Raw genomic sequence first — 19,198 nt, forward strand, 5'->3', positions numbered from 1 at the left:
TCAGTCGGTCAGGTGCTGATAGCGGCGGCGCATGCGGGCCGACCTGTGGATAACTCTCGTGGCCGAGATCCTCCCTAGTAGTGTCAGGACGTGGCCACTCCCCTGTTCTTTGACACTGCCCTCCATTCCCTCCCCTCTGTCCCCGCTGAGGCCGTGGAGCACGGTGAGGTGTTCACACGCCGCTGGGTTGTGGACCTGATCCTCGACCTCGTGGGATACACGCCGGACAAGGACCTCTGCGACGTCAAGCTCGTTGAGCCGGCATGCGGCTCAGGAGCGTTCTTGGGAGCAGTGGCGTCACGGATTAGCGCATCCTGCCGCAAGCAGAAGCGTCCCATCAGTGACGCACGCGGAGCCGTGAGCGCGCTCGATCTGCTTGAGCGCAACGTCCGAAGGAGCCGCGAAGTTGTCGAGAAGCAACTGGTCGACGATGGCTGGCAATCGGCGGAAGCCCAGCAGGTGGCGGCATCTTGGGTCGAGCAGGGTGACTACCTGCTTCAGCCCGAAGCAATCCAGCACGCTGACTACGTGGTCGGCAACCCGCCCTACATCCGCCTGGAGGACGTCTCCGCCGACAGAATGGCGGTCTACCGTCAGGCATGCCCCACCATGGGGGGCCGTGCAGACATCTACGTCGGCTTCTTCGAAGTCGCGCTCCGAAGCCTAGGTCCAGGAGGACGGCTGGGCTTCATCTGCGCGGACCGATGGATGCGCAACCAGTACGGCCGCCTGCTCCGGCAGCTGGTGACCAAGAGCTTCAGCATGGACGTGGCTCTGGCCATGCATGACGTCGACGCCTTCGACGACCAAGTTTCTGCCTACCCTGCGATCACGATCATCTCGAACCGGTCCCAGGGCGAGGCGGTGGCAGCGGACACCACTCGGGCGTTCGGCAGCACGCAGGCCAGCGAGTTCGCCGACTGGTACGCGAAGGACTCATCGGAGTCGGTCACCACCACGGCGTTCCAGGCCGCCCGCATGCCGCACTGGTTCCCGGACGAGGACTCGTGGCCAGCCGCCTCGCCAGCCAGACTGGCGCTTCTGGAGGAACTCACCGAGCGCTTCCAGCTGCTGGAGGACGACAAGACCGGGACCCGTGTCGGTATCGGCATCGCCACCGGCGCCGACAAGGTCTTCCTCACGAGGGACCAAGACCTGGTGGAGAGCGAACGGCTGCTGCCCATGGCTATGGTCCGCGACACCACGAGCGGCACCCTGGACTGGAACGGTACCTACCTGGTCAACCCATGGACGGCCGAAGGTGACTTGGTCGAGCTCTCCGCCTACCCGCGGCTCGCCGCGTACTTCAAGGAGCATGGGGCCGCTCTGCGGAAGCGCTACATCGCGGTCAAGCAGCCCAAGCGCTGGTTCAAGACGATTGACAAGGTCGACCACCGCCTGACGCGACGCCCCAAGCTGCTGTTTCCGGACATGAAGCTGACGATCCATCCGGTCCTGGATGAAGGTCAGCTGTACCCTCACCACAACCTGTACTTCATCGTCTCGGACGTCTGGGACATGCGGGTACTCGGTGGCCTGCTGCTGTCCAAGGTCGCGGAAGCATTCGTGGAGGCGTACGCGGTCAAGATGCGAGGGGGAACGCTCCGTTTCCAGGCGCAGTACCTCCGCAAGATTCGTGTGCCCGATCCGGAAGCGATCAGCGAGAGTGACAAAGCCGCCTTGGCGGAAGCGTTCGACAAGCGCGACGTGCAGGCTGCCACCGAGGCCGCCCTGCGTGTCTACGGGCTCGTCGAGCTGCCCGACTAGGGAGGGAACGGATCTTGACGGTCACCCGCCAAGACTTCGAGGACGCCATCGCTCAGTACTGGGGCGCCAAAGCATCACAGAACGATCTGTCAGCCATCAAGGATGCCGTTGGCGCCGGCACCGCGGGATCTGTCCGTGGCGGTAAGCACTTCGACAGCATCGCCGGTCTGATAGCTAAATTCTTCCTGGACGCCGGGTACCCCAAGGAAGCGATCCGCGTAGACAAGGATCTCGAACTTCCGGGCTACTACCGCCCATTGAAGAAGTGGGACATAGTCGTCGCCCACGAAGACACCCTCATCGCCGCCTTCGAACTCAAGGCTCTCGGTGGCCCCTCCTTCGGGAACAACTACAACAACCGGGTCGAGGAAGCTCTGGGGAGCGCGATCGACCTGCAACGTGCAGCCCTCACGGAGTGGTACCCCGGATCACGGCCTTGGCTCGGCTACTTCTTCATCATGGAAGACCACCCCAAGTCCAGGAGCGCGGTTCGGTTGGCCTCAAACCCCGCGTACCCTCCGGAGGAAATCTGGCAGGGCACGTCTTACCAAGACCGCTTCGCGATCTTCTGCAAGCGGCTCCTGGACGAAGGGCTCTACAACACAGCCTGCTACATCACCTCCTCCAGGGACAACCCCAGCCCTGGAGAGCCCGAGGAAGCGTTGGACTGGCGTCACTTCTCCGCAGCAATCACCGGTCGACTCGCGGAAATGAAGGCGCTGGGGATCCCCTCAGTCAACGCCAGCCAGCTGCGTACAGACGAACAGTTCTGAGCTTCCCCCGAGATGCGGAGGACGTTGGCAGAGGGTCAGATGAGGGCCCGCACGAACAGCATCCCGGTCGTGGTGCCGCGCCACTGCGCTTTGTCAGCTGATGGTGACGACACGGGCCCAGTGCGGCGGGGTGTCCGGGGCGTAGTCGGGGTTTTCCTCGTCCACCGCGCTCGTTGGACGGGGGAAGAGACCGACGACGGTGCGGCAGGGTGGCTGTGCGGAGGGCCAGGGCGTCTGACCGTCCGTCAGAGCGACGATCACGTCCGGGCGGGTCCGGGAGCGGAGCGCCCGGGCGAAACCGGAGCGCAGATCCGTTCCCCCGCCGCCGACCAGTTCGATGTTCTCGGCGCGGCAGAGCGGGACGGCGACCCCGGCCGCCGCGTCGCAGGAGATCACCGACACCAGGTCGCGCCGCCCGCCCACCGCCTGCGAGATCGCCGCCACCTCCAGCAGCGCGCTGCCCAACTCGGCGTCGCTCACTGAACCTGAGGTGTCGATCACGACGCAGACCCGGGGCGGCATACGGCGCAGGCTCGGCAGCAGCACCCCGGGAACAGCGGCCGATCGGCGGGACGGACGCCGGTAGCTGTGGTCCTCGCCCACTCCCGACGCACCCGCTGCGGAGCGGACCGCCGCCCCCAGCAACTGCCGCCACGGCTGCGGTGGGTGGAACGCCTCGTCCGCCCACCGGCGCCATCCCTCCGGAGCGTCGCCCGGCCGGCCCTTGATCCCCTCGGCGACCCGGAAGCGAACCGCGTCCCGCTGCTGCTTGTTCAGCCCGTGTGCCCCGTGGGGTCCGAGTTCCCACGGCCGGTCCTGCCCGTCGGCCCCACTGCCGCAGTCCAGCCAGGCCAGGTCCGCGGCGAGCCCGGACATCGACGCCCTCCGCAGGTACTCCTCCATCAGCAGCCCGTCGGGCAGCCGCAGCAGCGACGGCAGCACCGCCCCGGCAGGCAGGGGCAGACCGTCGCCGTAGATGTCGTCGTTGATCTCGAAGTCGGCGGCGATGTTCCGCCGCAGCCTCTCGCCCGGCCCGTACTCCTCGTGCTTCCGCGCATACCGCTCGCCCCGCCCGTGGTGGTCTCGGAGCAGGTGGGAGACCTCGTGCACCCAGACGCCCGCCAGTTCCTCCACCGGGGTGCGTGCCACGAAGCCGGGGGAGACGTAGCAGCGCCAATGCGCGTCCACCGCCATCGTCGGCACCGACCGGTCCTCCACCACGTGCAGCGCGAAGAGTGCGCCGGCCAGGTAGGGGCGGACCTTCACCGCGTGCAGCCGGGCGGCCAGCAACTTCTCCATGTCCAGAGGGAGTCCGGGCCGGCCGTACGGCCAGCCGGAGCCGACCGGCGGCCTCGGCACGGTGGCCCGCACCGGGCGCGGCGGCGAGGGCCGGGACATCGGGCGCGGCACTGGGTGCGGCCCCGGGCGCTTCGCGGCCCCCGTCATCGGCGCGCCCCCGTCGTACGCCCGGCGTCGGCCGCCGCAGCCCGCCCCACCGACTGGTCCGCCAGCCGGGCGAGACCGATCACCCCGGCCAGCCGCTCCACCGCCTCCGGCACCTCCCAGTCGTCACGCCGCAGCGCGGCCAGCGCCGTCGCTGGGGCGACCAGCAGGTCCGGGACGCCGGTCTCCAGCGCCCGGACCAGCACCGCCCAGCCCGCCTCCCACCGCGCCCGCTGCGGCCGTGCCCCTACGGCGGCCACCACCGCCTCCAACGCGGCCTGCCGCAGATCGCCCCGCGCCGGCAGCTTGGCGGAGGCCGGGTCGGCCAGCAACGACTCCGGGTCCGGCAGTTCCATCCGGTCCAGATGGGCGAGGAGTTCGAGCCCTGGCCCGTCCCCCACCGCGCCCCTCACCAGCAGCGCCATCACCTCCCGGGAGGCGGAGGCCGCCGTGCCGAAGGCCAGCAGGGTCAACGCGGCCTCCCAGCTCCGGGGCGAGGGCCAAGCACCGCCGCGCCGCGTCTCGGTGTTCGGCAGCCGGTGGATCAGCGTCGGCCGGGCTTCCAGGAAACCGCAGACTGCGCGCCGGGCGTAAGCCACCGCCTCCGGCAGCCGCTCCGGCACCAGCGGGGGCAGCTCCGCCCGGGGCCAGATCCCGCCCAGCCCGCGCACCACCACCTCCCGGTCATGCACCCAGTTCAGATGCACGAACCGGTTCGCCAGCGGCGGGCTCAGCTCCCACCCGTCCGCCGCCGACGCGCGCGGATTGGCGGCGGCCACGATCCGTACTCCCGGCGGCAGTTGCAGCGCACCAACCCTCCGCTCCAGGACGACCCGGAGCAGCGCGGCCTGGACGGCCGGGGTGGCGGTGGAGAGTTCGTCCAGGAAAAGCAATCCCCGCCCGGCCCGAACGAGTTCCACGGCCCACTGCGGCGGCGCCATCGGCACCCCCTGCACCGTCGGGTCGTCGCCGACGATGGGCAGCCCGGAGAAATCGGTCGGCTCGTGGACGCTGGCGATCACGGTCGTCAGCGGCAGGTTGAGGGAGGCGGCGAGCTGTGTCAGGGCCGCGGTCTTGCCGATGCCCGGCTCGCCCCACAGCAGCACGGGCAGGTCGGCCGCGACAGCCAGGGTGAGGGCTTCGAGCTGCTCGTCGGGGCGCGGCTCGGTGGTGGTCGTCCGCAGCAGGGCCAGGAGGTCCTCGGCGACGACGAGTTGGGTGCCGGTTGCGGATGCGCCGGCGGGGGTGGATGCGGGCGCACCGACGGCCGGGACCGGGGCGGGCAGGAGGGTACTGGAGGTCATGGGCATCACCTGGGGTGGGATAAGGGAACGGAACGGGACGGCCCGTCCTGGAGGTGGTGGGGTCGTGCGGCGCGGAACGCGCAGTGCGAGCGCGGGACATAGGTGGGGCAGCCGGTCAGGCGATCGCCCGGTTATCAGGCCAGGCCGGTACGGGGCCGTGCCCGGCTGCTCCGCTTGAGGCGCATTGCGGCAGGCGTACGGCGGTCGAGCCGGGGCCGGTGGCCCGGCTCCGCGTGCCCCGAGCCGGAGGCGTTCCCGCCCCCGACCGCACCGGCAGCGGGGTGCACGGCGACCAGCCCCGAGCGGAAGAGTCCGTGGTCGATGCGGCGGGCCGCAGCCGACTCCAGCTCCTCCCGGAGCGGCCCGTCGCGCAGGACCGCACCGGGACCGAGCAGCCCCTCGACCACGTTCAGCGCCCCGGCGACATCACCGTGGCCGATCCGCTCCCGGACCGCGGGCAGTGCCTCCGGATCGCGGTGCACCGCGTCGATTGCCCGCAGGCAGGGCAGCGCGGGCCCGCCGAGCGCCACCAGCAGCTCCTCCCGGCGCAGTTGTGCCGGGTCGTGATCGATCGCCGCCAGTACCCCGTCCCGCAGCGCGATCCGGTGGATCTCGCCCCGGCACTCCACTCGGTGCGGGTCGCCGGGCTGGGGGCGAGGGCCGGCTGCCGGTCCCGAGTCGGCCGCCGCCACCGAGGCAGCCACCGCCAATGCTGTGGCGACGAGCGGATGCAGCCGATCGGACGCGACCAGCCCGGCCCGCAGCAGCTCCAGATCCGGAAGGACCCGGGCCGCCGCCTCCGGCAGCACCGGAAGCGCCGCGACCTCCTGCGGAGGCAGCGCCTCCCGAAGCGGCCGGAACGTCGGGGCATGACTGTCGTCGGGGGCGACGAGTTCGAGCACGGCGCGGCTCCGCGCACCGAGCCGCACGGTGAAGGCCCCGCGAGGGCGACCCTCGGCCCTCAACAGCAGCTCGGCCTCGGCGGCCCACCGTGCCAACGCCCACGAGCAGTCGTGGACGGCGGACCGATCGGGCAGGTCTGGCACGTCCGGCCGGGCGAGCGCGTAGGCTCGGTCGGTCGGCGCCAGGAACGGCGCCCCGCCCGCACCGCACCGCCACGCCAGTTCGCCGCACCGCCCGGAGTCCCAGAGATGCCGGTGCAGGTCGAGCCGGAAACGCCGGTCGGGATGCGGGTGCGGATGGTGCCTCGGGGTGCCGATCCCGGACTCCTCCCACAGGGCCAGGGAGATCCGCTGTCCGGCGTCCGCCCAGGCCGGCGGTGTCCGCACCACCAGCTGCAACGGCGTGGCGCCGCCAGTCCGGTAACGGCTCAGGGAGATGGTCAGGCCGGGCCGGAGCCGTCCGTCGGGAGCGATCCGAGGCATATGCCAACGGAGCAGATCCGGCGCCAACCGACGCAGATCCGCACGAAGGCGGGTGACGAACTCGGTGCCGTGGCGGTCGCGCACGGCGCGCAGATCGAGATCGGTGTCGACCCGGGCGGCGGCGCAGGCACCCGCCCAATCACCGGCCGCACGCCGTGCGGTCGCGGTCTCGATCATGGACGGCGGCACGGCGTACTCTCGCACGCGCTGCCACATCAGCAGGTGGGGCGGAATCGTGTTCGCGAAGTGATGTGCCATCAGCACTCACCTTGCGCGAACGATTCCCCCGATCCGTAAGAGGAGTTCTTCTTCATCCCCGGCATCATAAGCACCGCGATGAGGATCTGTCAGTCCCCCTCGACCGCCCATCACCCTTCCTCGACGCACGCCGCAACACCCGGAGTGGCACGGCGAGTACCGCCGTCGCCGCCCGTTACGGACCGTGCGGATGGGAACGACCAGCGGCCGAACCCGAGCCCCGGTCGCAGCCCGACCTCCTCCATGCTGTCCGTGAGCGCGATCAGGACCGGCCCGCCCCGGCGCTCCGGCAACTGCTCTCCAACCATCTCGGCCAGCGGATCCGGGCCATCGCCTGGTCTCAGTCTTGGTCTCGTTCACCCCCGTTCAGCAGCGTCCGGACGCCCTCCCCGAAGCAGCTCCGCCGCCGGTCAGGGCCGCTCACGAACCCACGCGAACCTCCGGACGGAGACTTGGAAAGCGTGTTGGGGGCAACCCCTCACGAGTTCGAATCTCGTATCCTCCGCCAGTGCCTCACCGGGCACGATGTCGAAGGGCCCCACCGCGAACGGTGGGGCCCTTCGTCGTTGTCCGTCTCACTTTCCGTCTCAGTCGGCCGCGCCTCGGTCGGTCCCCGGCGGCTCCCAGAGCGCGTCTCCGACTTGCTGCGCGACCTTGCGGAGCATGGTCCCGGTCACGTGCATGTACCGGGCGCGCATCCGGGCCGCTCCCCCGGGCTCCCAACCCATGATCGAGTCGATCACGACGTCCGGGACGCCGAGGATCAGGAGCACGGTCGCGGCGGTGTGGCGAACGTCATGGAGACGGCCGTCTCGTACGCCCGCGTCCTTCAGGAGCCGCTTCCAGACGTGATAGTCGGTGTTGGGGCTGAGAGGTCCCCCGCTCGGTGAGGCGAAGACGTATCCCTTGTCCTCCCAGTCGGTACCGGCCTCGATCCGTTCCTTCTCCTGCTCGTCCTGGTGGTGGCGGAGGAGCTTGATCAGCGGATCGGGCAAGCCGGCTGTGCGCCGCCCGGCACGGGACTTGGTGGACTTGTGCTCACGGCGGATCTGCTCGCGCCGGGGGCAGTAGCCCGCCTTCCGCCCGCAAGGGTCGTCTCCGCAGCCGTGCGCGTACTTGAGCCGGAGCCGGTTCTTGCGGATGCGGACGTAACCGGCGTCCAGGTCGACGTCCTCCCAGTGCAGGCCGAGCGCTTCCCCTTGCCGGAGCCCGAGCGCCAGGGCGACGACCCACCGTGCGCTGTTGCGGAGCTTGGCCGCCTCGACGAGGAGGCTCTGAACCTCCTCGATCGTGTACGGCTCGATGTCCTCCTCTTCGAGACGCGGAGCCTTGGCGATCTCGGCCACGTTGGTGGGGACATGGCCGCGCCGTACTGCCTCGCCGAGGGCGGTCCGGATGGTTCGGTGCGCGTGGTGAGCGGTACCGGCCGCGCTCCCGGATTCCTGCATCTTCCGGTAGAAGCGCTCAAGGTGCTCGGGCTCCAACCGGTCGAGCTTGTGAGCGCCGAGGCCGGGCACGAGGTGTACGCGGACGTCGACCTCGTACCCGTCGTACGTGTTCTCGGAGACGTACGGCTTGGCGATGTTCTCGATCCAGTGCTCAAGCCAGCTTTGGACGGTCCAGCCCTTGCCCGGTTTCCGGAGCTTCTTGGCGTCGCGCGCCCGTTCCATCTCGCGGACGGCCTTAGTCACTTCGGCTCTCGTCTTGCGCTCGATGTGACGGCGGTCGGGCTTGCCGTCGTCGCGGACGCCGACGGTCACTCGGCCGTGCCATTTCCGTCCTTGCCGAGGTAGATGGACGAGGCCCCGTTGGGCTGACGAGTGCGCTTCTCCTGCTTCTTCTCTGCCATGTCCGCCCCCCTCAGGCCGCTACGGAGGCGGGACGACGACGAAGCTTGGTCACGTACGCGCGCAGCGCCTCGGGCGGGACCCGGCGGAGTCGGCCGACCATCACCGACTCGATCTCTCCTGCCAGCACGAGCTTGAAGCACGTCGTACGGCCGATGCGGAGTCGACGAGCGGCTTCCTCCACGGTCAGCAGGCCCGCTGAAGGGTCGGCGGGCTCCAGGACGGTGACCGTTGCGCGCGGCTCAGGCATGGGTGGACTCTCCTTCCGTTCCGGGGGCGGGTTCGAGGGATTCGGCAAGCCAGGTCTCGGCATCGGAGAGGCCGGTTCCGGCGAAGACCCAATGGGCGAGGACGTACGTCGTCTCGGGGGCGGGGCCGTTGACCGTCGCGGCTTGGGCGCGGCGCCATTCGGCGCGGGCGTCGCGGAGGGCACCGAGGGTGGTGGAGTAGCGGCGGGACTTGGTGGAGAAGTGGCCGCGGAAGCCGAGCATGTGGGCCCAGGCGCGTAGGCGGAGGTGTTCGAGGTCCTTGCGTGCGCCGAGGGTCCAGGCGGTTCGGATGAGGCGGCGGGCGTGGTCGCTGATGTCGAGCTGGGCGAGTTCGGCGGCGAACTTCAGCGGCCGGTCGAGAGCTCCCGTGGCTGTCTCGGCGCCCTTGGTGGCGTACTTGGCGATGTACGCCGCTACGGCCCGCTCGGTGAGTTCCTGGCCGTCGTTGAAGTCGGCGGAGCGGATGGTGCGGACGTCGAGTTGGCGGCCGAAGGTGAAGGTGTGGGCGCGTCCGTCGATGACCGGGCCGTCCACGCGGACCTTGGCGGTGGCGGTGCGGATGGCGTCGGTGAGCAGCTCGGCGGTTGCCCAGGCCGGGGGCGGGGTGTCTCCGCCGGTCGGGCCGTCGATGCGTATGACCGCGTGGAAGTGGACAGCGCCGCGCTTCTGGTACTCGGCGACCTTGGCGAAGGACACGCGCGCGTGCTCGCGGAACTTCCGCTGGGACAGGCCCGCGCGCTTGGCGACCTCCCGGCGCAGGTAGGTCGAGAAGCGCCGCCAGAGCGGACCGGCGTGGGCGTTCCAGAGGACGGCCGCGTCGTAGTCGTAGGTGTCGGGGTCGAGAGGGGTGCCGAGTTCGGTGTCGTCCTGGTCGTGGCGGGCGCCGCAGCGGCAGGCGCGACCGCTTGAAGGGCGGTTGTGGACCGGGCCGAAGCTCGGCGCGGTGAAGGTGGCGAAGACGCGCGGGTGGGCGCCGACCTGTTCCGGGACGCCCTTGCCACCGCGCAGGCCGGAGGTGATCAGGTGGAAGGTGTCGCGGCGGTAGACCTCCGCGCAGGCCTCACAGCGTGTCGTGCGGCGGTTGTTGCAGCGGACGAGGAGTTGTCCGGCCGGGAGGTCGGTCGAGTCGAGGTGGTGGAGGACGGCGCCGATCTCGCCGGTGCGGGTGTCGACGTCGTACTCGGTGCGGTGGCCGTCGAGGCGGATCGGGTGGGTGCAGCCGCCGAGCCCGGAGAGCTGCCGGACGATACCGGGCAGGGTGCTGGGCGAGCCTTGCGAGTTCCGGGAGCGGGGGCGGGGTGGTGCGGGTGAAGATGGCTGTCTCCTTCTGGCTGGGCTGGCTGGCTTGGTCAGGAGGGATGGGCTCCCGGGGCAGCGATGCTTGGCGGTGTCGGGCCGCCCCGGGAGTCGTAGACGCTTGTTCAGCGGCGGTGCTGGTCGCGCATCAGGGAGCGCAGGACCACGGCGGCGATGGCCACGGAGATGGCCGAGACGGCAACGGCGGCCAGGAGCGCGGTAAGCACCACGCCACCAGCGACCACGGCCGCGACCGCTCCGGTGCTGATCGAGACGGGCGGGAGCCCGGTGCGGCGTACGGGCGCCGGATCGGCCGGAGTGTGGACATGCGCAGGCGGCGGCGTCGGGCTGTCGGGGTACTTGGGCAGGAACACGGCGAAGCTCTCCTTATCTACTCGTCTAGTCATGTGAGCCGTTTATGACGTCCACGCCGGAGCGCGTGCCGGATTCGATGGCCGGTGCCATGAAGGTGTGCGAGAGCCAGAAGCCGAAGAGGGCGATCAGGACGACGATCCAGGTACGGACGCCGAGGAACTTGACCGCTCCCCAGGCGAAGAAGCCGAGGACGAGGACGAGCGGCAGGCTGACGGTCACGGGTTTCGGGGGCCTTTCAGCGGACGGGGCAACGGTGGGTACGGGCGGCCAGCTCGGCGGCGGCCCGGCTGTCGTAGTCGGCGGAGAAGCCGCAGCGCGGAGCCGTACAGGCGGCAGTGTGCTTCTCTCGACCCCGGCCGTCGTACGACGTGCCGACCTGGACGGGGCCGATGCGGATCACGTTGCGGAAGCGGTTCGGGGCGGGCACGATCAGTCCTCCTGTCGCAGGCTCGGGCCGGGGAACTCACGCAGGATGCGCGCGGCCTGGTCGAGGTCCTGGGTGCGGTCGGCGGCCTCTTCGGCAAGGAGCCGGGCCAGTGCCGTACGACCGGCCACGGCCATCTGTCGGGCCGCGTCGAGGTAGTCGGCGGCAGTGCTGATGCAGAAGAGGGGCATGGTTCAGCTCCTTGTCGGGGTGAGGTGAGCGGCGATTGCTTCGGCGAGCGGCATCGGGACGCCGAGCCGGGCGCGAAGCGTCGAGGTGTCGATGGCGGTTCCGATGCGGGCGCGGTGGTCGTCGGCGACCTTGCGCGCGAGGGCGACGAGGGCGGGCGGTACCGGGGACGGCATAGGCGAGGCCGACTCCGCGGCGGGCAGTTCGGCGGCCCCGGAGGGCGGCTCGACTTCTACGGCGGTTGGTTCCGGCTCCTGGTCCGTCAGGGTCGGTTCGGTGGACTCCACGGGAGTCCCGGTCGGCTTCGGTGATCCGTGGGCGAGGAGGGTTCCGCCGAGGAACGCGACCGCCGGCCAGCCCGCGACGAGGATGCGCAACCAGGCCGGGACCTGGTCCAGGTCGAGCAGTCCGGCGGTGGCGACGTTCGCCCCGAGGGAGGCGGCGAGGGCGATGACGAACCAGCACCACCCGGCCGCTTTCGCCGTACCGGGGCGCAGTCGGCGCCAGGCGGCGACGAGCAGCAGGTCAACGCTGATCGGGTAGGCCCACGCTTTCCAGCCGCCTTGTCCGGCCGCCAAGGCGATGTCGTGCAGGTGAGCGAAGGACAGCGCGGCGGCGATGACGGCTTGGACGAGCACCGCGTCGACACGGGCCAGGTGGGCGCGCATGATGCGGCTCCTTCCGGATTCAGGCATGGCAGGGCTAGGGAGTTGGCACGAGGCGGTCACGCCGACCGGGGTTGGGACAGGGCGAGTGTCAGTCGGTCACCGGGCGGGGCTGGACGACCGGGGCCGGGTTCTCGACGGGCCATACGGGCCCGTCGGGCCGAAACGGCTTGAGCACGGGGAGGTCGGGCGCCAGGTCTGCGGATTCCCGGCAGATCTCGGCGGCGTCGCCGAGGGACAGGTACGGCGTCCGGATACGGGACCAGCCGCCGGAGGTGTCACCGGCCACGGCGAGGCCGGGCAGCTCGGGAGCGATGGAGCAGGCGGCGCCGACCGCTTCGGGGGCGATGTCGCCGAGCGCCATCTTGGCGGAGGCTTCGTCGTTCACCCGGTGGCAGACCCGGCCGGTGAGCTGGGCCCGGAGCATGGTGGCGCCCTTGCCCAGCTCGGCGCCGAAGCGCTGTCCGCAGACCTCCAGGTAGATCCCGGCAGCGCGGCCGAGTTGGGCGAGCCGGATGAGCTGGGTGACCATCTCGTCCCGCCGTTCCTCGTCCTTCTTCGTGGCGATGAGGAAGAGTTCGGCCACCTCGTCGACGAACAGCACGATCGGCACCGGGCGTTCGCTCTCGGGCAGGCCCCAGATGTCCGAGGTGATCTCCTCGTCCGGGGTGTCCGGAGCGATGCCCTGCCGGTCCTTGATCAGGTCGTATCGGTCCTCCATCTCCTTGACGAGCACAGGCAGCAACTCGGCGGCTTGCTGCGAATCGGTCGCGAGCGCCGAGAGCCGAGGCGCAAACGGCGCCAACTCCACTCCCCTCTTGCAGTCGACGCCGACCAGCGCGACCGGTTGCCGCGCGAGTCCGGCAACGAGATGCCGCAGGTACATGGACTTGCCGGACAACGTTGCGCCGAGGGTGAGTTGGTGCGGAACAGCGCGGTAGTCGCGTACGAAAGGCGTGACGTCCTCCCGCAGCGCCACCGGCACCTTGAGAAACCCGGCGCCGGTCTTCCGGGGCATCCTCACCCGCCGCAGCACATCGAAGCCGACCAACCGCAGCTCGACCACGCCCGGCTTGACGGTCGTGACGTACACGGCGTGAACGCCCCAGGCATGCCGCAGCCGTTCGGCCGAGGCGGCGACATCGGCGGGTTCCTGCCCCGGAGCGAGCCGGAGACGGAGCCGCAGCCCGGTCGAGGTGGGCCGGATGATGCCCCGGCGCGGCGGTACGGGCCGCACCTCCCGCCGAGTGGTGGCCTTGACCGCGAGCACCCGCAGCCGGGACGGCGCCACGGTCAGCCCGCAGGCCTCCATGACCGACCCGTACGAGCTGAGCAGCCGGGCCGTGGATATTGGCAGGCCGACCGTGGACCAGTAGACCCCGGGGTGTCGGGCCCGGGTGTAGGCGGCCCCGCCGCCGAGTGCGGCGAGGGGACCACCCACTTCCAGGAGTGTCGTCAGGTCGGTCATCAGGCGGTGGCCTCCATGGCGGCCGGGAAGGCGGCCGGAGTCACGGCGGCGGAGCGGTAGGCGATGCCGTGCCGCTGCTGTCCGTTGAACACGCTCTCCCACGGCCGGGCGATGAGCCCCGGCAGCGAGACGGGAGCGCCGAGGGCGAGCCCTTCGGAGACGCCGCTCTCCGGAACGGTGACCTTGATCAGGGACGACTCGCCGTCCTCGATGTAGACGACGCCGATCGTCATCAGTGCCTCACCGCTGACTGCGTCCTTGGCGATCTCGCCCGTCTGCCGGTCCCGGACCTTGGGCTCGGGAGCCTCGGTGAGCAGGATCGTCGCGGCGGAGGTCTGAACACGGATGGTACGCAAGGAAGTTTCCCTATCTACTCGTCTAGACAAGATGCGATCCGCGAGCCCGACTTCCGGGATCACGCGGACCACCATGCCGCACAACTTGCCCACTCGTCTATACGAGTATGCCTGTTGGGGTGTACGAGTTCGGAGAACCAGCCCCGCGCACCACCGCTACTCACGCCCTCACGTCGCCGGGAGCTGGTACGACAACACGTACGCGTCCGCCGCCATCACCGTGTCGCAGACCTCCACGGCCCGCCCCTCGCTGTCGAACGCCGTCCGGACGAGATGGATCACGGGCACACCGGAAGCCAGCCGCAGCGTCTTGACCTCGGCAGGCGAGGGCATCCGGGCCCGGATCTCCTCCTCGAAGTGGTCGAGATGGTGGCCCAGTTCCTCAAGCCGGGCGTAGATGCCGCCGGGCCCGGGGTTGGGCTCGGCGATCGGAGTGCCCCGCGCGATGTCGAGGGGCAGGTAGGAGGTGGCGAACTCGACCGGCCGCCCGTCCAGCAGATACCGCCGACGACGAGCCAGCACCCGCCGCACCGACCCGAGCCGGGCGGAGACGTCCGGACTGGCCTTCTCCTCCTTGACCTCCAGGCTGTCGACCTGGGGGTGACTGCCGGCCGCGTCCGCCTCCACGATGAACGCGGACTTCCCCTGCTCCCGGTGCCGCCGGGCGAACCGGTCCGAAGCGAGCCGCCGCACGGGCGGCCGGGGCCGCACAAACACCCCCTTGCCGTGCTCGGCATGCACCAGGCCCTCCCCCTGGAGGACGGAGAAGGAGTTTCGGACCGTCATACGGGAAACCCCGTAATGCTCGACAAGCTCAGCCTCGGAGGGCAGCTTTTCGCCCTCCTTGAACCGCCCACGGTCGATGGCCTCACGCAGCTGGTCAGCGATCTGCCGAAAGACCGCACGATCACTCGTGGGGTCGAGACCGCCGAGCATGCCGGAACGGAGAGGGGTCACGTGTACTCCTTTAGATATCTAGACGAGTGGGCGATTGTTGTTGCTACGGTGGAGAGCCTAGCCAGCCGAGAGGGCCGAGGAACGTGAGCACCGACCGTCCGCACTCCGTGAGCGTCGCCGGAGTCATCGTCGACGACCAGGGCCGCGCCCTCCTCATCAAGCGCCGGGACAACGGCCACTGGGAACCCCCGGGCGGAGTCCTCGAACGCGAGGAAACCATCCCCGAGGCCCTCCAGCGCGAAGTCCTCGAAGAGACCGGCATCAAGATCGCACTCCCGGCGACCCTGACCGGCGTCTACAAGAACATGACGGGCCTGATCGTCTCGCTGGTCTTCCGCTGCGAGGCCGCCGACGGCACGCCCACCACCGGGAACGAGACCCGCGCACTGCGCTGGGCCACCCGCGAGGAAGTCTCCGAGCTCGCCGACGAGGCATACGCGATCCGCGTCCTGGACGCACTCGACGCGACGTCTCCGCCCGCCATCCGCGCCCACGACGGCGTGAAACTCGTCTAGCCCGAACCCGCTGCACATGGCGGCCACCAGCACGAAGTAACTTGTATGCACGAGTATACGAGCAAGACTCGGGTCTGGGGGCTCACTTGCCCAGGTTTCCCCGAAGAGGTCAGCCGGGCCCGCCGCTGGACCCGTGACATCCTGCGCGGCTCGCCCCTGGCCGAAGACGCCGAACTCATCGTCAGCGAGCTGAGCGCGAACGCGATCCTCCACACCGCCAGCGGCCTGGACTCCGGCAGCTTCCACCTCGCCCTGGCGGTCTCCCCCCAGGTGGTTGCCCTGTCGGTCACGGACGACGGAGGCACCGGCACAGCCCCGAAGGTCGAGCACCAGGACGAGGACGCCGAGCACGGGCGAGGCCTGGGCATGGTCAGCCTGCTCGCCCACCGGGTCGTGATCCACGACAGCCACGGCGGCTACACGGTCACCGCGGAACTGTTCACCGGCCCCCGCCGAGGAGACCACCCGTGCTGATCAACAAACCACGCTGGGGCTACTGGTGCGAGTGCTGGACAGAAGACCTCACCGAGCAGCAACGGCCAGCGCTCCGAGCATCGTTCGACGCGTACTCAGCACCCCAAGCAGACAGATGGGTAGCGATCGCACTCCGCACCATCACACCGGCACTCGACCCCGACGCCTCCGACGAGGCATGGGGGTGGCTGCACGACGGACGAGCCGAGACGAGAAGAGCTCTCATGCGCGCCGAGCCCTGCACAGTGGCAGTCAGTCACGGACACACCCGCATCACGTGGACGATCCGACCAGTGCTCTTCCTCCCACTGGCACACCGTCAGGGCGCCGAACTCCCCGCCTGCATACACGACTTCAAGCCCCAGCAGACCGAACAGACCCACTGAGTTACAACTTTCTCTACGGGTTCAAGGCGGCTCGCTCCGCTCACCGCGCGCGGCCCGGCCCCCGGCCGGGCCTGCGCTCCAGTCTCCGCCCCGCTCCAGCCCGGCCAGCGCCCGTGCCGCGCGCTCAGCAATCATCCGCTTGCCGTAGAAGGGGTACGTCGTGGCTGGGGCGGTCGGCTCCACGCACGTGGCACCAACCTAGGCATCAAGATGGCTCTTACCTGACTTTCCACTGGCACCGCGACGCTTAGGATAGTCAGACCAACGCTTCGTGTATTCAGAATCCTCACGGATAGAGAGACGAAGCACCTCGCTTGAATTCTCATAGATTGCCGACCTGAGAACGTATTGAGTCTCAGATAGTACAGGAAGGCCCGTCAAGTAATAGGACGAGGGGCGAACTAGACGAAGCGTCTTTCCGTTTGCTGTCCCCAGCGTCAGAGTGCGCCTACCATAGCTGTCAGTCTGGGATTCACGAAGGCGCGAAACAACCGGAATAAATCCGGCCTCTTCTGCCTCCGCAAGGACTGTTTCTGCAGCATTAATCGCACCCAATACTTCATCTTGAGTTGGGAATTTAGGATTCGTATGCTGCAAGACATTTCGAATCTCATCTACCTTGCCCGAATGCAGCTTATGCGAGGCGGTAGCCAACATCGCCACGATGCGAGGTCGAGCGAGCGGATCCAAGTCAAGGTAGGGATAGATGTGCTTGAAGAGGAACGTGTAGGGAGAGGCCGACCGCAGAACCTTGGGATAATCACCCACGGGTCGCTGTGTAGCCTCATCAGACTTCAAGAGTCTCAAGCGATCAGCCAGAATATCGAATCCCCTAATCATGGGAAACAATGTCCATTTGCCGTCATTAGAAAAATGAACATCCGACTGGTCTCTACTGAGTTCCCGAATCGTGAATGCGACCGCCTCATCAGGAGAGTAGACGAACCCTGATGTCGCGTAGTGATCCCGCAGAAGCGACCAGGTAGCTAGCTTGAGGTACTCCTGAAGCAGTCCCTCAAGTTTAACGAAGAAGTTAGAGGCAACCGCTCTAATGTCCGCCTGATCGGCTGGCGCGTACGTATGGGTACGCATGGCTAGTTCCCTAAGCCTGGTGCCATACTGACGGAAATCGACCAACACGTCAGATTCAGACGGGCCATCAATGCCTAGCCGCCATGTGATCGCTCGCCTCAGGGACTCCTCGTTCGATAGGCGTTCCCTGGCGCGCGGGCCTATACCAACAAACTTTTCCGCCGCTTTAAGGTTTGCACCACTATCAAAGATCAGCGACCCCAGAGCGCCATCAAGCGGACCACCACATACGAATTGGTCCAGTTGCTCCTGAAAAGATGCCCCGTCCGTCCCTCTGATCAGCCATTCAAGCCGCTCACGTTGAGTCGGATTCCCTAGATCAAACAGATTCGAGATCAGATGACGGCTCCGAAGCAGAGCCAACGAGGAGCTACCGAGAAATCTAACGCCTCCACTTGCACACTCAGGCACCAGGTCAAAGTATCCCGTCGCCCTGATGTCTCTGGGAGACTTACGGATTTCAGCGGGCGGTATGACGATGGCTCCAGACAGGATGAGCGAATCGAGTGAATCGATGATCTCCTCGTCTCGGCACAGGAGGATGAGTTGGAGCATCTGAGCCTCATTAAGGCCTTCAGTAAACTTCTCAGCCTCTCTTACCTCTTGCCCAAGTCCAGAAAGCGACGCCCGCAGCTTACCTTGCGTGGAGTTGAGCAAGTCATGCAGAATCAGACGAATTTCCGCAGCAGAAAATGCGTCGCCGATAAGGCTCGGAAACCCTGCCGGATGCCTCCACGAAAAGGGGTTAACGTGAGCAGATATCTGGTCGCGCAAGAAATCCTCCCACTCGCTCTCCGCACTATCTTGCCGGGACAACACCTCTCGCATTTTAGTGCGGACTTTCGAGATTTTCGATGCCCCTGTCTCAAGGAGGACGTTATGCAGCCTCTTACACGAGAGATCGTCGCAGTGATAAAGCGGAACCCAAACGGAGGGTGGGCAGTATCTGATTTCTCGGGACCGGACGAGTCCCCAGGGGCCAGTTACGTAATCATGCAACTGGAAAACACCTTGGGGGGCTCCGGCTAGCAAAGTCATCGTGTCCTTGTGAGTCAGGGTGTCATTGTTGTCCCTTAGCTCACTGAAGGCTTTATCATACAATTCCCGCCCATAAATGTAAGGGAAGAGGATTCTCTCCTTCTTAATCTCGTCTGAAATCGCCTTTTCAATGGACTCAAGGTTGGTCTCATCTGGGTCTATGAGGAGCTCGTTCCAAGAGACTTGCAGGAATGCAGACAGAGTGCACTCGTTGCGAGGATTGGCGTTACTCTGCACGCGTGAAACCAACCCCGCACCGGCAGAAGAAAGCTTGATAGCGGCAGTAAGTCGGGCCGGAACCTCGTAAGCGTCAGAAATAATGCATGATCCGAGAAGATCAGACAGGAAGTCGATCCGAAGGATCCTTTCCTGTGTTTCGGCGCTTGGGTAGAGCTTGTCGATCTGCTCACGCGTCAGCTTGTTGGCCACTCTCTGCCTCCCCAGGCATCGGAACCCTCTTCAAGGTTACGAATAGCTACGCGAGCCCGCAGGCGTTTCACAGGAAGAACTCACCCTGCTCCAGACGGCGTCATGGGAGGACGGGCAGGTCTGCACCAACATCTGCAGGACGCAACGTGGACGAGCTGCTCCGGTGCGGACGTCATGCCGTACAGCAGTACGTCGACGTCAGCACCATCGAACACGAGCCTTGACCGAGACATCCGACGCACGCACGCCAAGTTGCCCGATGGGCCCCGTCTCAGTTTCCGTCTCATTCAGCCCCGTTCACGGCCGTTCAGGCGAGACCCGGAACCGTCCCCGCGCAGGCGGTCGGCCACCCATGAACGCAGGTGAACGACCCCCACCACCCCACCACCCCAGTTGGAAAGCGTGTTGGGGGCAACCCCTCACGAGTTCGAATCTCGTATCCTCCGCCAGTGCCTCACCGGGCACGATGTCGAAGGGCCCCACCGTTC

At 67.7% G+C, this 19,198-nt stretch carries 20 protein-coding genes and 1 pseudogene; 5 read left to right on the forward strand and 16 right to left on the reverse strand.

Annotation, left to right across the window (positions count from 1 at the left end; all coding sequences use genetic code 11):
* Positions 1-90 precede the first annotated feature (90 nt).
* Both ACWD3C_RS39185 and ACWD3C_RS39190 read left to right on the forward strand, forming a co-directional pair.
* On the forward strand, positions 91-1,767 hold the full coding sequence (locus tag ACWD3C_RS39185) for an Eco57I restriction-modification methylase domain-containing protein (RefSeq protein WP_451151858.1): 1,677 nt from the start codon (positions 91-93) through the stop codon (positions 1,765-1,767).
* Positions 1,768-1,781: 14 nt separating this feature from the next.
* Entirely contained in the window at positions 1,782-2,540 is a 759-nt protein-coding gene (locus ACWD3C_RS39190; protein WP_451151860.1) for a PaeR7I family type II restriction endonuclease, read from the forward strand.
* A 93-nt stretch (positions 2,541-2,633) separates the two neighbouring features.
* On the opposite strand, the gene ACWD3C_RS39195 is transcribed toward ACWD3C_RS39190, so the two are convergent.
* The 14 genes and pseudogenes from ACWD3C_RS39195 to ACWD3C_RS39260 all read right to left on the reverse strand — a co-directional run bounded on the left by ACWD3C_RS39195 (position 2,634) and on the right by ACWD3C_RS39260 (position 14,776).
* Positions 2,634-3,839, reverse strand: coding sequence for a vWA domain-containing protein (locus ACWD3C_RS39195; protein ID WP_451151894.1), 1,206 nt, complete (start codon positions 3,837-3,839; stop codon positions 2,634-2,636).
* Positions 3,840-3,982: 143 nt separating this feature from the next.
* Complete coding sequence (locus tag ACWD3C_RS39200; RefSeq protein WP_451151862.1) at positions 3,983-5,287, reverse strand: AAA family ATPase; 1,305 nt, start codon at positions 5,285-5,287, stop codon at positions 3,983-3,985.
* 134 nt (positions 5,288-5,421) lie between these two features.
* Positions 5,422-6,930, reverse strand: a complete 1,509-nt coding sequence (locus tag ACWD3C_RS39205; RefSeq protein ID WP_451151864.1) for a hypothetical protein — start codon at positions 6,928-6,930, stop codon at positions 5,422-5,424.
* 587 nt (positions 6,931-7,517) lie between these two features.
* Positions 7,518-8,779, reverse strand: a pseudogene (locus tag ACWD3C_RS39210) (tyrosine-type recombinase/integrase).
* Between the two features lie 11 nt (positions 8,780-8,790).
* Positions 8,791-9,027 (reverse strand): excisionase family DNA-binding protein, encoded by a 237-nt coding sequence (locus ACWD3C_RS39215; protein WP_451151866.1) that lies wholly within the window; start codon positions 9,025-9,027, stop codon positions 8,791-8,793.
* Positions 9,020-10,303 (reverse strand): replication initiator, encoded by a 1,284-nt coding sequence (locus ACWD3C_RS39220; RefSeq protein WP_451151896.1) that lies wholly within the window; start codon positions 10,301-10,303, stop codon positions 9,020-9,022. Before ACWD3C_RS39220 ends, ACWD3C_RS39215 begins: the two co-directional genes overlap by 8 nt.
* A 164-nt stretch (positions 10,304-10,467) precedes the next feature.
* A complete protein-coding gene (locus ACWD3C_RS39225) occupies positions 10,468-10,716 on the reverse strand; it encodes a SpdD protein (RefSeq protein WP_451151868.1) in 249 nt (82 codons plus the stop codon).
* Positions 10,717-10,741: 25 nt separating this feature from the next.
* Positions 10,742-10,936, reverse strand: coding sequence for a hypothetical protein (locus ACWD3C_RS39230; protein ID WP_451151870.1), 195 nt, complete (start codon positions 10,934-10,936; stop codon positions 10,742-10,744).
* A gap of 16 nt (positions 10,937-10,952) precedes the next feature.
* Positions 10,953-11,144, reverse strand: coding sequence for a mobile element transfer protein (locus ACWD3C_RS39235; protein WP_451151872.1), 192 nt, complete (start codon positions 11,142-11,144; stop codon positions 10,953-10,955).
* A 2-nt stretch (positions 11,145-11,146) separates the two neighbouring features.
* The gene (locus ACWD3C_RS39240) at positions 11,147-11,332 is read right to left on the reverse strand and encodes a hypothetical protein (RefSeq protein ID WP_451151874.1); all 186 of its coding nucleotides are present in this window, start codon (positions 11,330-11,332) and stop codon (positions 11,147-11,149) included.
* Between the two features lie 3 nt (positions 11,333-11,335).
* Positions 11,336-11,998, reverse strand: coding sequence for a DUF2637 domain-containing protein (locus ACWD3C_RS39245; RefSeq protein ID WP_451151876.1), 663 nt, complete (start codon positions 11,996-11,998; stop codon positions 11,336-11,338).
* Between the two features lie 88 nt (positions 11,999-12,086).
* Positions 12,087-13,463, reverse strand: coding sequence for an FtsK/SpoIIIE domain-containing protein (locus ACWD3C_RS39250; RefSeq protein WP_451151878.1), 1,377 nt, complete (start codon positions 13,461-13,463; stop codon positions 12,087-12,089).
* Positions 13,463-13,819 (reverse strand): SCO3933 family regulatory protein, encoded by a 357-nt coding sequence (locus ACWD3C_RS39255; protein ID WP_451151880.1) that lies wholly within the window; start codon positions 13,817-13,819, stop codon positions 13,463-13,465. The genes ACWD3C_RS39250 and ACWD3C_RS39255 overlap by 1 nt, the downstream gene beginning before the upstream one ends.
* A 168-nt stretch (positions 13,820-13,987) precedes the next feature.
* The gene (locus ACWD3C_RS39260) at positions 13,988-14,776 is read right to left on the reverse strand and encodes a GntR family transcriptional regulator (protein ID WP_451151882.1); all 789 of its coding nucleotides are present in this window, start codon (positions 14,774-14,776) and stop codon (positions 13,988-13,990) included.
* Between the two features lie 107 nt (positions 14,777-14,883).
* On the opposite strand from ACWD3C_RS39260, the gene ACWD3C_RS39265 reads away from it, so the two are divergent.
* The 3 genes from ACWD3C_RS39265 to ACWD3C_RS39275 are packed head-to-tail and all read left to right on the forward strand — an operon-like array spanning position 14,884 to position 16,151.
* On the forward strand, positions 14,884-15,291 hold the full coding sequence (locus ACWD3C_RS39265) for an NUDIX hydrolase (RefSeq protein ID WP_451151898.1): 408 nt from the start codon (positions 14,884-14,886) through the stop codon (positions 15,289-15,291).
* Positions 15,292-15,336: 45 nt separating this feature from the next.
* Complete coding sequence (locus ACWD3C_RS39270) at positions 15,337-15,765, forward strand: ATP-binding protein (RefSeq protein ID WP_451151884.1); 429 nt, start codon at positions 15,337-15,339, stop codon at positions 15,763-15,765.
* The gene (locus tag ACWD3C_RS39275; RefSeq protein WP_451151886.1) at positions 15,759-16,151 is read left to right on the forward strand and encodes a hypothetical protein; all 393 of its coding nucleotides are present in this window, start codon (positions 15,759-15,761) and stop codon (positions 16,149-16,151) included. The genes ACWD3C_RS39270 and ACWD3C_RS39275 overlap by 7 nt, the downstream gene beginning before the upstream one ends.
* Positions 16,152-16,172: 21 nt before the next feature.
* Here the strand turns inward: ACWD3C_RS39275 and ACWD3C_RS39280 are convergent, their stop codons facing one another.
* Together ACWD3C_RS39280 and ACWD3C_RS39285 are read right to left on the reverse strand one after the other, a co-directional pair.
* On the reverse strand, positions 16,173-16,334 hold the full coding sequence (locus ACWD3C_RS39280) for a hypothetical protein (protein WP_451151888.1): 162 nt from the start codon (positions 16,332-16,334) through the stop codon (positions 16,173-16,175).
* Between the two features lie 15 nt (positions 16,335-16,349).
* Entirely contained in the window at positions 16,350-18,710 is a 2,361-nt protein-coding gene (locus ACWD3C_RS39285; RefSeq protein WP_451151890.1) for a hypothetical protein, read from the reverse strand.
* Positions 18,711-19,198: the final 488 nt, after the last annotated feature.

Source organism: Streptomyces sp. NPDC002845, assembly GCF_053591955.1.

Bases quoted from the DNA above. Each gene is read 5' to 3' on its own strand.
- ACWD3C_RS39195 (WP_451151894.1), bottom strand. From the start codon at position 3,839: ATGGAGAAGTTGCTGGCCGCCCGGCTGCACGCGGTGAAGGTCCGCCCC.
- ACWD3C_RS39200 (WP_451151862.1), bottom strand. From the start codon at position 5,287: ATGACCTCCAGTACCCTCCTGCCCGCCCCGGTCCCGGCCGTCGGTGCG.
- ACWD3C_RS39205 (WP_451151864.1), bottom strand. From the start codon at position 6,930: ATGGCACATCACTTCGCGAACACGATTCCGCCCCACCTGCTGATGTGG.
- ACWD3C_RS39215 (WP_451151866.1), bottom strand. From the start codon at position 9,027: ATGCCTGAGCCGCGCGCAACGGTCACCGTCCTGGAGCCCGCCGACCCT.
- ACWD3C_RS39240 (WP_451151874.1), bottom strand. From the start codon at position 11,332: ATGCCCCTCTTCTGCATCAGCACTGCCGCCGACTACCTCGACGCGGCC.
- ACWD3C_RS39245 (WP_451151876.1), bottom strand. From the start codon at position 11,998: ATGCGCGCCCACCTGGCCCGTGTCGACGCGGTGCTCGTCCAAGCCGTC.
- ACWD3C_RS39250 (WP_451151878.1), bottom strand. From the start codon at position 13,463: ATGACCGACCTGACGACACTCCTGGAAGTGGGTGGTCCCCTCGCCGCA.
- ACWD3C_RS39270 (WP_451151884.1), top strand. From the start codon at position 15,337: ATGCACGAGTATACGAGCAAGACTCGGGTCTGGGGGCTCACTTGCCCA.